This window comes from Bacillus sp. FDAARGOS_235 (assembly GCF_002073415.2).
GTDB classification, from domain to species: Bacteria; Bacillota; Bacilli; order Bacillales; family Bacillaceae_G; genus Bacillus_A; species Bacillus_A toyonensis.
In genome coordinates, this window is the sequence record NZ_CP020437.2 from 894,144 (window position 1) to 908,200 (window position 14,057).

The window sequence follows — 14,057 nt, forward strand, 5'->3', positions numbered from 1 at the left end:
GGACAAACGTTTTTTAGAAGCGTTTGTTCTTTTTGTTTTGGTTTCTTTTTTGAAACTGCACAAGCAATCTGCGAAGAAAATGAATGGTGTCGGCAACTTGTAAACAAGTAAATGTTATGATAACTGCAACATTACGAGCAACTCTTTCAATTCATTTTTTACATTGGATATTCATTCAACCAAATTAGCGCTTGTTCATAATCATCGAAAAATTCCACAGATTCTTTCGTATTGGATTGTTGTAAATAATTCAGTATCTCCCCTTCTTCAAGAAGAAATGCAATTGCCTTACTATGATTCAAAATGGTTTCATTGAAGAACTTATCTTTCCATACTTTTTGAACAGAAAAATGATTTGGCGTGTATCCTTTTCTATCTACCAATAATTTGTATTTCCGCCCTTCAGAAATAAATTGCTGACAAACCTGCTCAAAATCATTAAACCATTCATACACATCCTCTGTTTTAATCTGACCAATTAGATGGGTAACAATCAAATCTCCTGAAACTGTTGTGCTGATATTCTGTTTACTCAACTTGGAATCATCTCCCTTTGTTACAATTATGCGGGAAATTCTTATAAAATCAATAAAGATAAAATTCTTAAGTAATAAAACAACATTATTTACGAAAAGGCCCTTGTTATACATAAGACAATTCATTCTTGTTTGTTTAAGTAGAAAAAAGGATGCCTCTACTAGGCACCCTTTTTTCTATTAATGATTCTTTAACATCACTAACAGCTTCTCTTGACTATACATCCACACTGTAATAATTAAACAAGCAAGCGCTACTTCTGATAACGCCATAAATCCGATTGCATAATGACCTGTTAGTTGGAATAGTAATGTTAAAATTAATGGCGGGAAAAACCCTCCTAGTCCACCTAAAGCTGACACAACACCATTTACAATCCCTGCTTGCTCAGAGAAGTACATTGGCACAAGCTTGAAGATTGTACCATTGCCAATACCTGCACAAAATGCGACTAGTAAGCAACCAAATGTGTATACGTTCATGCTTGGCATAAATGATAGGATAATACCTGAAAGTGTTAAACCGATAAATACGAAGATTAATATTTTAAATGGATTAAATTTATCACCGAGCCAACCACCAATCGGGCGCATAATTGTTGCTAATACGATGAAGCCAGCTGTCCGCATACCTGCATCTACTTTCTCTAATCCGAAGTGAGATACTAAAAAGTTTGGTAAGTATACTGTAAATGCGACGAATGATCCGAAAGTTAAAAAGTAAAAGATACATAAAAACCAAAGTTTTTCATTTTTATATACACCTTTTATTTGTTCCATTAATGGTGTATTCACCTTTTTTTCTTTACGATCTCCTAATAAAAAGTTCATAAGTGCAAATGCTGCAAGTAAAATTAAATAACACTGTACTGTCGTTCTCCAGCCAACTGAAGTTGCAATAACAGGTGCTAAAAATGAAGTAATTGCTGTTCCAGCGTTACCCACTCCGTAAATACCATTTACAAAACCGTGGCTCTCTTTTGGAAAGTACTTTGGTAAAGAAGTTACTCCTACAGAGAATACAGCACCACCAATCCCTACAAATAAGCCACCAATAATTAAATCCATCATAGAATTGGCAACACTAATGTAAAAGACAGGGAATAATAAAAGAATAAAACTAATAAAGAATAATTTTCTTGCTCCGTAACGATTCGTCCAATAACCAATTGGAATGCGAAGAATAGAACCTAAAATAACCGGTACTGCTGTTACCATAGAAATTTGTCCCGCAGTTAATGGAATATCTGCTTTAATATAAGGCATTAATGATGATAAAATGACCCATACCATAAAACCGATAACTAGATTAGAAGTTTGTAAACTTAATTGAAAATTAGGACTTTTCATCCTGTTCCCTCCTATGTATGCATAGTTATATTCATTCTCTCCAGCCTAATCACGTCCTAACATGATTAGGCTGAAAAGAATCAACCACCACTTACTGGCGGAATCATTGCTACGACGTCGCCAGTTTGAATGATGTCATCCTCATTTGCGTATTCTTCATTTACGGCGACCATTATCTCGTTTGAAATTGCTACATTGTATTTCTTAATCAGAACTTCCTTTAGTTCAGAAACTGAAATATTTTCACAATCTATTTGCAAGACCGACTTACTTGCTTCTTCTTGCAAATGTGCAAATAATAGTACTTCAATCATGTTCTCATCTCCTTTTCAGGTTCGCCATTACCATATGCTATTTTCTCTAACTGATCCCCTATCCATGACTCACCATCTTCCCAAAACTCTTTCTTCCAAATCGGAACAATTTGTTTTATACGCTCCATAATATATTCATTCGCCTCATAGGCCGCTTTCCGGTGTGGTGTAGAAACAGCAACAACAACAGCAAGATCAGAAATTTGTAATGTACCAATGCGATGTGTAATTGCCACATATGTCCCAGGCCACTTCGCTTCTACTTCAGCACCAATTTTCTCAAGCTGTTTTTCCGCCATTGTCTTATAAGCTACATACTCTAAATAAAGCGTGCGACGTCCTTTCGTAAATTCTCTGACAGTACCAATAAAAGTAGTAACTGCACCGCACTCACGGCGAATTACTTTACTTGTAACATCTTCAATTAAAATAGGAGTATCAATTACTTCATAATACGTATGTGTCATCTTGCACCTCTTATCTTTGTATAAATTAGCAATCTATTTTTCTGTTACTTGTATGATCGAAGCGGCTCTTCCCACGGCCACTCACTTCCGGCGCTTGATTCTAATAACAGTACCGAAACGGTTATTCCTGCTTCAAATCCTCTCGTTCCTCCCGGCAGAACGATACATGCATTCGCTTCTGCAAGTGAAGAAATTGCGCTAGATTTATCTAAACCGACTGGTGTAACTTGTAATTGGCCATCTACAAGTTCTACATTCCCTCTTACAAAACGAGTAAACGGATTTGCTTTCGGAAAGTCTTTCTGTAAAATTGCTTCTGCTCGAAATAAGTGCGGATCTTTCCTGTGCAAGTATGTTCCAATGACTGGTCGAACATATAATTCACATCCGACATAACAAGCAGAAGGATTACCAGATAGACCAAATAATAGTTTTCCTTCTAGCTCAGCGACAGTTGTCACGCTTCCTGGTCGCATCGCTATTTTATTGAAAAGTACATTTGCTTGTAATCTCTCATAAATAGCAGGTAAATAGTCATAGTCTCCTACTGAAACGCCACCAGTTGTAATTAATATATCAACTTCTTTTATCGCTTTTTTTACAGTGTTATAACACGTCTCAAAATCGTCAGCGAATTGTCCATAATACTGTACAACTCCGCCCGCTCGTTCAATTTGAGCAGCGATCATATAGGAGTTACTATTTCGAATCTTCCCTTCTTTCAGTTGTTCATGTACTTCGAGTAGTTCACTCCCTGTCGTTACAATTCCAATAACCGGCTGTCTTACAACATGCACGGAACTATAACCAAACGTAGCAAGCAGTGCCGCTACTCCAGGGTTAATAGAAGTCCCTTTTTTCACAAGTATGGCATTTTGTTTTACATCTTCTCCTTGAAAAGAAATGTTATCACCAGAAGTGAAAGAGCGTTTTAATTTCATATAAGTCTTTTTGTTTTCTTCAAACCCTTCCGTTAGTTCTAACATAACAACAGCATTACATCCCGCTGGAATTGCGGCTCCTGTCATAATACGTACAGCTTGAAATGCTTTTACTTCCTCTTTAAAAACAAAACCTGCTCCAATTTCACCTATCACTTCAAACTGAATTGGGTTACTGCTACTTGCTTCTTTTGTATCTTCTGTTCGAATCGCAAATCCGTCGTACGGAGAGCGATCAAAATGCGGAACATCATGATCTGCAACAACATCTTCTCCGAGGACTCTTCCGTAACTTTCGGTAAGAGAAACCTTTTCCATTTCACCTTGATAGGCATATTCCATTACACGTGCAACTGCTTCTGCCACTGAGATTGGTGTACGTTTTTCTAACATTCTTTTTCACCTCGTTTTGATAAGAAGAAACTCTCTTTCTGTTCATCCTATATATTTTGCGTATAACCGTTTTGCCATTTTCATATCATTAGTCCCATGAATAAACGCTCTGCCGTCTGTAAATAACACAAAACGATATTCATCTACTAGAAAGGATAGTAAATATGGAGTTTTTTTGACATTCACACTTTTTTGTAAGCGCTTTTGAATTTCTTCTAAATTAAGAATTTTTTTTATTCCTGGACGGATTTGAACTGTATTCCGCCCGCATAGCACTTCCGTTTTCATCTGTGCTTCAAATGTTAAACTTGGATACGTGCGTACATTCCCACAAGATGGACATGTACTTTTTTTCTGCCTATTTACTTTTAATGAGAGATATTGATTGTTCCAAATATCAAATGATAACATTGTTCCTCTTAACGCCTCAAAATCATCCACCAATATTTTCATCGCTTCTGTTACTTGGTGAGCAACAACCATTTGTACCGCTGGCTGAATGATTCCGGCTGTATCGCATGTTGCACCGCCCATAGGATGATCCATTAAGCAGCGAAAACATGGTGTTTCTCCAGGAAGAATCGTATACGTTACGCCGTAACTTCCAATGCATCCACCGTATATCCAAGGTATATTTTCTTTTTGTGAAATATCATTTATAAGTAGGCGCGTATCAAAATTATCAGTCGCATCTACTATAAGATCTGCTTCTTTTGTTAACTCTTCCATTTCTTGCATTGTAACATCCGTTACAACAGGTACAATTTCTACTTCAGAATTAATTTTTCTTAAATGCTCTGCCGCTGCAATTGCTTTCGGTTTACACTGCTGTGCATCTTCTTCTGTATATAACTGTTGTCTTTGTAAATTACTCCATTCAACGTAGTCACGGTCAGCAATTGTCAATTTCCCAATTCCCATCCTAACGAGCGCTTCTGCATTCGCAGCTCCTAGTGCACCCGCACCGATTAGGAGCACATGCTTTTCTTTTATTTTTCTTTGTCCCATTTCACCAATTCCAGAAAACAATACTTGCCTTGAATAACGCTCTTGCATAGGGAACCCTCCTTTCGTTATCCACCAATGTAAGACATTTCTACTTTTGGACGTTTATTTGCACTTTCTGCTGTTCTTTCATCTGAATACCGATCTTTTCTAAACTCCCATGTATGTTGTAGAATTTTTAATAGTGATGCATCAGAAATATTTTCTCGAAGAAGCGTTCGCAAATCCGTTCCTTTCGTTCCAAATAGGCATGTAAAAAACTTTCCGTCTGCCGAAATACGAGCTCTCGTACAAGAAGAACAAAATGACTCAGAAACAGAAGTAATAAAGCCAACTTCTGCATCGCTCCCTACATATCGATACACTTTAGCTACTTCTCCAAAGTAACGAGGCTGGGCGGGCTCAATCGGATATACACGATTAATTTTCTCTATTAATTGTTCCTTCGTAATGACTTGTTCAAAGTTCCAGCCATTCGTACTGCCCACATCCATAAACTCGATAAAACGTAGCTGAATTTCTTGTTCTTTAAAATACTGAGCCATAGGAAGAATTTGACTATCATTCATCCCTTTTTTTACGACCATATTTACTTTCACTTCTAATCCAGCTGCCTTCGCTGCTTCAATCCCTTTCAATACAGGTTTTGTGCTTACATTTCGGCCATTTATTTTTTTGAAGACGTGATCCTCTATCGCATCTAAACTAATATTTACACGTTTTAATCCCGCAACTTTTAGCGCCTTAGCTTGTTTTGCTAAATGAATACCGTTTGTTGTGAGTCCAATATCCGTTAAGCCTTCTAGCTTTGCAAGCCTTGCAATTAACTTTGGTAAATCTTTACGCAATAAAGGTTCACCGCCAGTAAGTCTAATTTTATTGACTCCCATACTTATAAATAATCTAGCTAATCTTTCTATTTCATCGAATGTTAATAAAAACTCTTCCTGTAAAAAAGCATAATCAGATCCGAACACTTCGGCTGGCATACAGTATATACACCTAAAATTACAACGATCAATAACTGAAATACGTAAATCTTGAAGTGGCCGCTCTAACGAATCCCTCATCTTCTCGTGCATCTATATCCCTTCTTTTCTACTGCAATCCTTAGTAGGTTTCATATTTTTTATTTGCCTTTATTATAAAAAAGAAGCTACATATTCAATGTGACTTTTCTCACATTACTTTCCCCATTCAAAAATTCTTCACAAATCCGTTCGAATTTTGTTCACATCTTTAGTCTCATCTACTTTACATATTGAATTTTTTTTGGTTATCTTTTTAACTAAAAACTTATACTCATTTACCCCTTTACTTCCATTAACTCTTAAAACATATTAATTTATTTTCCCGTACGGTCATTGAAATTTCACTTTTTTTTAAATAGCTCTTGCATTTTCATCATACTTACACTCAAAATAGGAAATGTATTGCTTATAAGAAGAAAGGTGATCGCTGTGGCAAACAGTATGACATTATCTCAAGATTTAAAGGAATTACTTGCATCTGTTGAATATAAAATGCAGATAAAAAAAGGAAGTTTTATTTTTCAAGAAGGTATGGAAGCAACAGAACTCTATATCATCCACTCAGGAAAAGTACAAATTAGTAAACTAAGTGCTGACGGACAAGAATTAACACTCCGTATTTGTTCGGCATACGACATTATTGGCGAATTAACATTATTCACGGACAATGCGAAGTATTTATTAAATTCAAAATGCCTTGAAGATGTTGAAGTAGGAGTAATAAAGCGTGAAACCTTAGAAAAAGCATTACTCCAAAAACCCGCACTTGTATTTGAATTTATGAAATGGATTAGTGAACATTTAAGAAGAATGCAAACGAAGTTCCGCGATTTAGTATTACACGGCAAAAAAGGTGCCCTGTATTCTACTCTCATACGAATGACAAATAGTTATGGTGTGTTAAAGGAAAATGGTATTCTCATCGATTTACCATTAACGAATCAAGAACTTGCGAACTTCTGTGCAACTTCCCGTGAAAGCGTAAATCGAATGTTAAATGATTTGAAAAAAAAGGGTACGATTTCTATTACTAAAGGAAAGATTACAATTCATGATTTACAATTTTTAAAATGTGAAATTGCTTGTGAAGATTGTTCTACCTCTGTTTGTAGCATTGATTAGCATCTTATTTAGATGCTAATCTTTTTTCATATTACGTTACTTTTTCATTATAACGTACACGGTTATTCCCCTATATTAATAAAAACGAGGCCTTCCATATTAGACCTCGTTTCGTTTTAGCTGCTATTTGTTCAAAGCGTTATTATTTTTTCAATTTATTAGGAATACGTCTTCTGTAAATTACATAACTACGGCTTAAGTATTTAATTGGAGCACTAAATACATGTACAAGTCTAGTGAACGGCCATACTGCGAATAGACCCATCGCTGCAATAATATGAATTTTAAACCATACAGGCACTTCCATCATATATTCAACTTTCGGTTGGAAAATAAAGAGACTTCGGAACCAAGGACCGATCGTTGTACGATAATCAAACCCTTTTGAGTCGATATTTAAAAATGTTGAGGAAAGTCCTGCCAGCATAACGATAAGTAATAAAATAAGCGCAATATAATCTCCCGTTGTACTCGTTGCAATGATGCGTTTTACGGTTACACGGCGATACGTTAATATAATTAAACCGATGATAGAAGCAACACCTGCCGGAAGTCCGAAACTAATTGCTACTACATGATACATATGTTCAGAAATACCTATTGAACGGTATACGGACTCTGGAATTAAAATCCCCATAACATGACCGCCAATTACGAACATGATCCCAAAGTGGAATAATAGACTTCCGGCCCGGAGCATTTTCTTCTCTAATAGTTCACTAGATTTTGATGTCCATCCAAATTGATCATAGTTGTATCTGAAAATATGTCCACCGATAAAGATTGCAAAAATGATATAGGGAAACAACACCCATAGAAATTGATCCATCATTTTGACAACTCTCCTTTCTAATTTGTCTGTACACCCCATGTATCGATAGCGAGGAGAATAGCTGCAAGAATTGGTTCATACATACTATCAGCTTCTTTTAATTGAACGTGCAATGCTTGTATATTTTCCTTGTATTTACTCATAATTGGCTCACTATCTTGCTCATTTGCATTTGCAAAAAACTCAAGCAAAAGCGGTAAATAATCCGGTAGTTCTTTATCTGTTACTTCAAAACCAGATTTTTTATAATGCTGTTTTAACTCTAATAATTCAATACCTCTTTCTCTTTGTTCACCTGTGTTCATATAAGTTAAATACATATTTGTCTTTTTACCAAAATCAAATGTATATACGTAAGGATCAATTAATTGATCGTTCGTTTTATCTAGTGCTTGTTTTATAAACGCTGTAAGTGCTGCTTTAACGTCTTCTTGTTCAATTGCTTCAATCTCTTCTTGTACTTCAGTTAAAGCTTCTCCCCACCCAAGTTCCGGATAGGAGAGAAGAAAAGAAGAACAAGAAAAAGCAGTTTGTAAACTTTGTTTCATCATTTTCCGCCCCCTTTATTTAAGAAATTGTCATGCAAGACCCTGGCCCACCTGCGAAGGATAAACCACAGCTTCCTTGTTCATTATATAAATCAGCAACTTGTTCACGGTGAGTGCCCGGAATGACGAAGCGATCTTTATATTTCGCGATAGCAAGAAGACGATACATATCTTCTACATCCTGTTTCGTTAAACCAATTTCTTTTAATACTGCTTCATTTGGTTCTTTATTAATTTGCAATGCTCTCATATGCGTCCGCATGACAGCCATTTTTTTCAACGTAAGACGAATGTGGGATTCATCTCCTGCAGTGAGTAGGTTCGCTAAATATTGAATTGGGATACGCATATTATCGATAGCAGGGAAAATCTCTTCTGCTTGCCAGTTACTTCCTTTCCCTTCCACCATATTCATAATCGGGCTAAGCGGGGGGATATACCAAACCATTGGCATTGTACGGTACTCTGGATGAAGAGGCAGAGCAATTTTCCAATCGATAATCATTTTATAGATCGGTGACTCTTGTGCTGCTTTAATCCATTCTTCAGGAATGCCTTGTTTTTTCGCTTCAGCTGCTACTTCTGGATCATTTGGATCTAGGAAAACAGTAAGCTGAGATTCATATAAATCTTTTTCATCTTCAACAGAAGCTGCTTCTTTCACTTTGTCAGCGTCATATAGCATTACCCCAATATACCTGATACGTCCTACACATGTTTCCGAACAAATCGTTGGCATACCAGCTTCAATACGCGGGAAACACATTGTACATTTTTCTGCTTTATTCGTTTGCCAGTTAAAATACACTTTTTTATATGGACAAGAAGATACGCAGAACCTCCAAGCACGACATGCATTTTGATCCACAAGAACAATCCCATCTTCTTCACGTTTATACATCGCACCAGATGGACAAGAAGATACGCAAGATGGATTCATACAATGTTCGCATATGCGTGGTAAATACATCATAAAGACATTTTCAAAATCTGTTTTAATTTCTTCTTCCATTTTCTTTACGTTCGGATCTTGCAATCCTGTTATATGTCCACCAGCTAAATCATCTTCCCAGTTTGGACCCCATTCAATTTTGTCGATAAATTCGCCTGTAATTGCTGATTTCGGACGAGCAACTGGTTGATGCTTACGCTGCGGGCTATTTGTTAATGTTTCATAATCATAGTTCCAAGGTTCAAAGTAATCGTCGATGGTTGGTTGATCTGGATTGTGGAAAATATTCATAAGGCGTTTCATTTTCGAACCTGATTTCAGCTGAATTTCACCATTTCTCAATTCCCAGCCGCCTTTATATTTCTCTTGATCTTCCCATTGTTTCGGATAACCAATTCCAGGTTTCGTTTCTACGTTATTGAAGTACATATATTCAGCACCTGGACGATTTGTCCAGGTGTTTTTGCATGTTACGCTACAAGTATGGCAGCCGATGCATTTATCTAGGTTCATTACCATTCCGACTTGTGCTTTAATCTTCAAGCCAATCTACCTCCTTCAGTTTACGGATTACAACATTTAAGTCCCGCTGATTCCCAGTCGGACCATAGTAGTTAAATCCATAGCTTAATTGGCCATATCCACCAATCATATGTGTTGGTTTAACATGAATACGGGTTGGACTATTATGTGTTCCCCCGCGGGTGCTTGTTAATTTCGTACCAGGCACGTTAATGTGGCGATCTTGTGCATGGTGCATAAATGCCATCCCTCTCGGTATACGGTGCGTTACGACAGCACGTGCTACAACAACACCGTTACGGTTAAAGCACTCGATCCAATCATTATCTGCGACGCCAGCTTCATTCGCATCATCTTTATTCATCCAAACAGTTGGACCACCTCTAAATAGCGTTAACATCGGTAATGAATCGAAGTACATACTATGAATCGACCACTTATTATGCGGTGTTAAATAGTTTAGTGTAATTTCTTTTCCTTCTACTTCGGGACGTGATTTTCGGAACGGTTTATGTTGCAGAATTGGTTTAAATGTTGCCATCGTTTCACCGAATTCTTTCATCATGTCATGATCTAAGTAGAAAGATTGTCGACCCGTTATCGTTCTCCAAGGAATAAGACGTTCCACATTTGTTGTAAATGGTGAATAACGGCGTCCACCTTTTTCAGAACCTGTAAAGGCTGGAGAAGTAATTACTGTTTTCGGCTGTGCTGTAATTTGTTCGAATGTGAAGCATTCTTCTTCACGTTCTTCTGCTAAATCACGCAGTTTTAAATCCGTTTGTTTTTCAAGTGCTTCCCATGCTTTTACAGCCATATGACCGTTTGTTGTCGAAGAAAGCGTTAATACCGCCTCAGCAGCATTGATTGCTTCTTTTATGTCTGGGCAACCTTTCGCAATAGAATCCGTTCGAACAACTCCTAATTTGCTCTTTAATTGCTCATACTCTTTTTCTGCTGACCAAGAAATACCTTTCGTACCAATTGGTTGTTTTCCAGCATTTGGTCCTAGTGCAGTCATCTTGTCATAAATTGTTTTATAATCCCTTTCGACAACATGAATTTGTGGCATCGTTTTACCCGGTATTGGTTCACACTCACCTTTACTCCAGTCTTTAATCTTGCCAAGTGGTTGCGCTAATTCTTGCGGTGTATCGTGAAGAAGTGGTGTTGCAACGACTTCTTTCATTGGTTCAAGGTCGATTTTCTTCGCTAAATCTGACACAGCTTTAGAAAGAGCGGTGAAAATATCCCAATCAGAGCGTGCTTCCCACGGTGAACCGATTGCTGGATTAAATGGATGTACAAATGGATGCATATCCGTACTGCTTAAATCATGCTTTTCATACCAAGTTGAAGCAGGTAAGACGATGTCAGAATAGAGCGCTGTTCCAGCCATACGGAAATCTAAATTAATGAGTAGATCAAGCTTCCCTTCTGGCGCTTCTTCATGCCACTTAATTTCTTCTGGTCGCAACGAATCACTATCGTCATTCATTAATCCATTTGTTGTGCCTAATAAATGTTTTAAGAAATATTCGTGGCCTTTACCAGAACTTGAAATTAAGTTGGCACGCCATACGAATAAGTTGCGCGGGAAGTTGTTTTTATTATCTGGATCTTCAATCGCAAATTTTAGTTCTTTTTCTTTTAGTTTTTGTGCAACGTATTTTCCGATTTCTTCTTGCGTTGTTGCACCAGCAACAACAGCTTCTTTATATAATTCAATTCCATTTTTCTCGAATGTCGGATAAGAAGGTAACCAGCCAAGTCGTGCCGCTAATACGTTGTAATCACCGTGATGTTGATAACGAGAGTTGCCCTCAATTGGTGATGCTAAATGTCCAACCGGTGTATCTTCATAACGCCATTGATCTGTTACGAAATAGAAGAAAGATGTACCATTTTGTAATTTCGGTGGCCCTTGCCAATCTTTTGCCATCGCGATTGTTTGCCATCCTTCTGCTGGTCGTAATTTTTCTTGACCGACATAATGCGCCCAACCGCCACCGTTTACGCCTTGTGCTCCAACGAGAAGAACAAGGTTTAAAACTGCGCGATAAATCGTATCAGAATTAAACCAATGGTTAATACCGGCCCCTACAATAATCATCGAGCGCCCATCCGTATCAACTGCGTTTTGTGCAAACTCACGAGCAATTTGAATAATAAGCTCTCGTTTCACTCCTGTCATTTTCTCTTGCCATGCAGGTGTAAATGGTACATCATCATTGAAGTCTTTCGGCTCTTGTCCGCCGAGCCCTCGGTTCACACCGTAATTTGCCAACGTTAAGTCGTATACAGTTGTAACGAACACTTCGCCTTCTTCTGTCATAATTTTTTTCACTGGAATTGTACGTTCCAATACTTTATTTCCCTCATCTGAGAAGTACGGAATTTGTACCGTTCCCACAGCGTCTTCCATTCCAAGTAAAGAAAGACGTGGATCAATCTTTTCACCTGTTTGTTCATCTTCTAAACGTAAATTCCATTTCTTTTCATTATCCCAACGTGACCCCATTGTGCCGTGAGGTGTTGCAAAATCTTTCGTGTTCTCGTTCCAAAGAACAGGCTTCCATTCTCCTAACTTTGTTTCTCGTCCAATATCAGTAGCATTTAAGAAACGATCAGCGACGAATTGATCTCCTTTTTGTTTCAATGTGACAAAGAAAGGAAAATCAGTATATTGCTTCGCATACTTTGTGAAGTATTCCACTTGATTATCTACGTAAAATTCTTGTAAGATCACATGCCCCATTGCCATCGCAAGTGCACCATCTGTACCTTGTTTCACACTAATCCAATCATCCGCAAACTTTGTTGACTCAGCGAAATCAGGACTTACTGAAACAACTTTCGTTCCTTTATATCGAACCTCCGCTAAAAAGTGTGCATCTGGTGTTCTTGTCATCGGTACATTTGAACCCCATGTCATAATGTAACCAGAGTTATACCAGTCACTACTTTCTGGTACATCTGTTTGATCACCCCAAATTTGCGGAGAAGCTGGTGGTAAATCAGCGTACCAATCATAGAAGCTAAGCATCGGCCCGCCCATAAGTTGCATAAAGCGGCTACCTGCAGCATGACTTAACATCGACATAGCTGGAATTGGTGAAAAACCAACATTTCGGTCTGGACCGTATTTCATTACTGTGTAAAGTAAAGAAGCTGAAACGAGTTGTAATACTTCATCCCAATTCGCACGAATGAATCCCCCTTTACCACGCGCCTGCTTATACTTACGTGCTTTTTCAGGGTTTTCCACAATGCTTTTCCAAGCATCTAGTGGTGACTTGTTATTTTGTAATTCCTCTTGCCACATACTCCAAAGAACACCACGTACATACGGATATTTCACACGAAGTGGACTATAAATGTACCAGGAAAAACTCGCTCCACGTGGACATCCTCGTGGTTCAAAGTCAGGCATATCTGGACCTGTTGTTGGATAGTTAAGCTCCTGCCCTTCCCAAGTTACAATTCCATCTTTCACATAAATGTTCCAACTACATGAACCAGTACAGTTCACGCCATGTGTAGAACGGATTACTTTATCATGTTGCCATCGCTTTCTGTACACATTTTCCCATTCACGATCTTCATATGTTTCTTGTGTATGATTATCGTTATAACGATCTATTGGTGAAAAATATTTTAAACGTCTCATTAGTGCTGAAGGTTTCTTCTTCATACTGTTCACTCCTTTAATACGTCTCTCTTACATACCCTTACTATAAAAGAGGTTGTAAAATACAGATGTGACATTTCGCACAGTTCAAGAGATTGTCATAAATTCATTTGGAAACCGGTTTACGGGGAAACATTTATAAATAAAGATTACTTTTTTTTGTTGTGAAGATTTCGGTCAGCCGTGAGCTTATTAGGAAAATAGCATTTTGAGGATTCACCTTTTTTTGCATAAGAAAAAACGCAGGAGAGATTCCTACGTTTTTATATAAAGTGAAACTTTAATCAGTGGAGGTTTTGTTCGTCCCCCACTGATTATCAGCCCACAAATAGCGAGATATAACTATAAATCAT

The 14,057-nt window shown here is 37.6% G+C and carries 12 protein-coding genes; 1 reads left to right on the forward strand and 11 read right to left on the reverse strand.

All coding sequences use genetic code 11. From position 1 onward, the window contains the following. Positions 1–158: 158 nt before the first annotated feature. From A6J74_RS06180 to moaA, 7 genes are all read right to left on the reverse strand, one after another. A complete protein-coding gene (locus A6J74_RS06180; RefSeq protein WP_000995727.1) occupies positions 159–662 on the reverse strand; it encodes a hypothetical protein in 504 nt (167 codons plus the stop codon). Positions 663–716: 54 nt separating this feature from the next. Further along, on the reverse strand, positions 717–1,886 hold the full coding sequence (narK, locus tag A6J74_RS06185; protein ID WP_000841860.1) for a nitrate transporter NarK: 1,170 nt from the start codon (positions 1,884–1,886) through the stop codon (positions 717–719). An 80-nt stretch (positions 1,887–1,966) separates the two neighbouring features. After that, positions 1,967–2,200: a molybdopterin converting factor subunit 1 gene (moaD, locus tag A6J74_RS06190; protein WP_000573668.1), complete on the reverse strand. Its 234-nt coding sequence runs from the start codon at positions 2,198–2,200 to the stop codon at positions 1,967–1,969. Then, positions 2,197–2,667: a molybdenum cofactor biosynthesis protein MoaE gene (locus tag A6J74_RS06195; RefSeq protein ID WP_000149949.1), complete on the reverse strand. Its 471-nt coding sequence runs from the start codon at positions 2,665–2,667 to the stop codon at positions 2,197–2,199. Before A6J74_RS06195 ends, moaD begins: the two co-directional genes overlap by 4 nt. Before the next feature lie 44 nt (positions 2,668–2,711). Further along, positions 2,712–4,001, reverse strand: coding sequence for a molybdopterin molybdotransferase MoeA (locus tag A6J74_RS06200; protein ID WP_000890811.1), 1,290 nt, complete (start codon positions 3,999–4,001; stop codon positions 2,712–2,714). Between the two features lie 42 nt (positions 4,002–4,043). Beyond that, positions 4,044–5,057 carry a molybdopterin-synthase adenylyltransferase MoeB gene (locus A6J74_RS06205; RefSeq protein ID WP_001158119.1) on the reverse strand — a complete coding sequence of 338 codons (1,014 nt, stop codon included), beginning with the start codon at positions 5,055–5,057 and terminating at the stop codon, positions 4,044–4,046. A gap of 17 nt (positions 5,058–5,074) precedes the next feature. Next, complete coding sequence (gene moaA, locus A6J74_RS06210; RefSeq protein ID WP_002047925.1) at positions 5,075–6,088, reverse strand: GTP 3',8-cyclase MoaA; 1,014 nt, start codon at positions 6,086–6,088, stop codon at positions 5,075–5,077. A 378-nt stretch (positions 6,089–6,466) separates the two neighbouring features. Here moaA and A6J74_RS06215 point away from each other — a divergent pair, with 378 nt between their 5' ends. Next, a complete protein-coding gene (locus tag A6J74_RS06215) occupies positions 6,467–7,159 on the forward strand; it encodes a Crp/Fnr family transcriptional regulator (RefSeq protein WP_000013862.1) in 693 nt (230 codons plus the stop codon). A gap of 142 nt (positions 7,160–7,301) precedes the next feature. Here the strand turns inward: A6J74_RS06215 and narI are convergent, their stop codons facing one another. Genes narI through A6J74_RS06235 form a run of 4 tightly spaced genes read right to left on the reverse strand, consistent with a single transcriptional unit; the run spans position 7,302 to position 13,707 of the window. Further along, complete coding sequence (narI, locus tag A6J74_RS06220; protein ID WP_000969189.1) at positions 7,302–7,991, reverse strand: respiratory nitrate reductase subunit gamma; 690 nt, start codon at positions 7,989–7,991, stop codon at positions 7,302–7,304. A gap of 17 nt (positions 7,992–8,008) precedes the next feature. Beyond that, positions 8,009–8,539: a nitrate reductase molybdenum cofactor assembly chaperone gene (gene narJ, locus A6J74_RS06225; protein ID WP_002093771.1), complete on the reverse strand. Its 531-nt coding sequence runs from the start codon at positions 8,537–8,539 to the stop codon at positions 8,009–8,011. A 19-nt stretch (positions 8,540–8,558) separates the two neighbouring features. After that, positions 8,559–10,034 carry a nitrate reductase subunit beta gene (narH, locus tag A6J74_RS06230; protein ID WP_000692706.1) on the reverse strand — a complete coding sequence of 492 codons (1,476 nt, stop codon included), beginning with the start codon at positions 10,032–10,034 and terminating at the stop codon, positions 8,559–8,561. Continuing rightward, positions 10,024–13,707, reverse strand: a complete 3,684-nt coding sequence (locus A6J74_RS06235; RefSeq protein ID WP_000729103.1) for a nitrate reductase subunit alpha — start codon at positions 13,705–13,707, stop codon at positions 10,024–10,026. Before A6J74_RS06235 ends, narH begins: the two co-directional genes overlap by 11 nt. Positions 13,708–14,057: the final 350 nt, after the last annotated feature.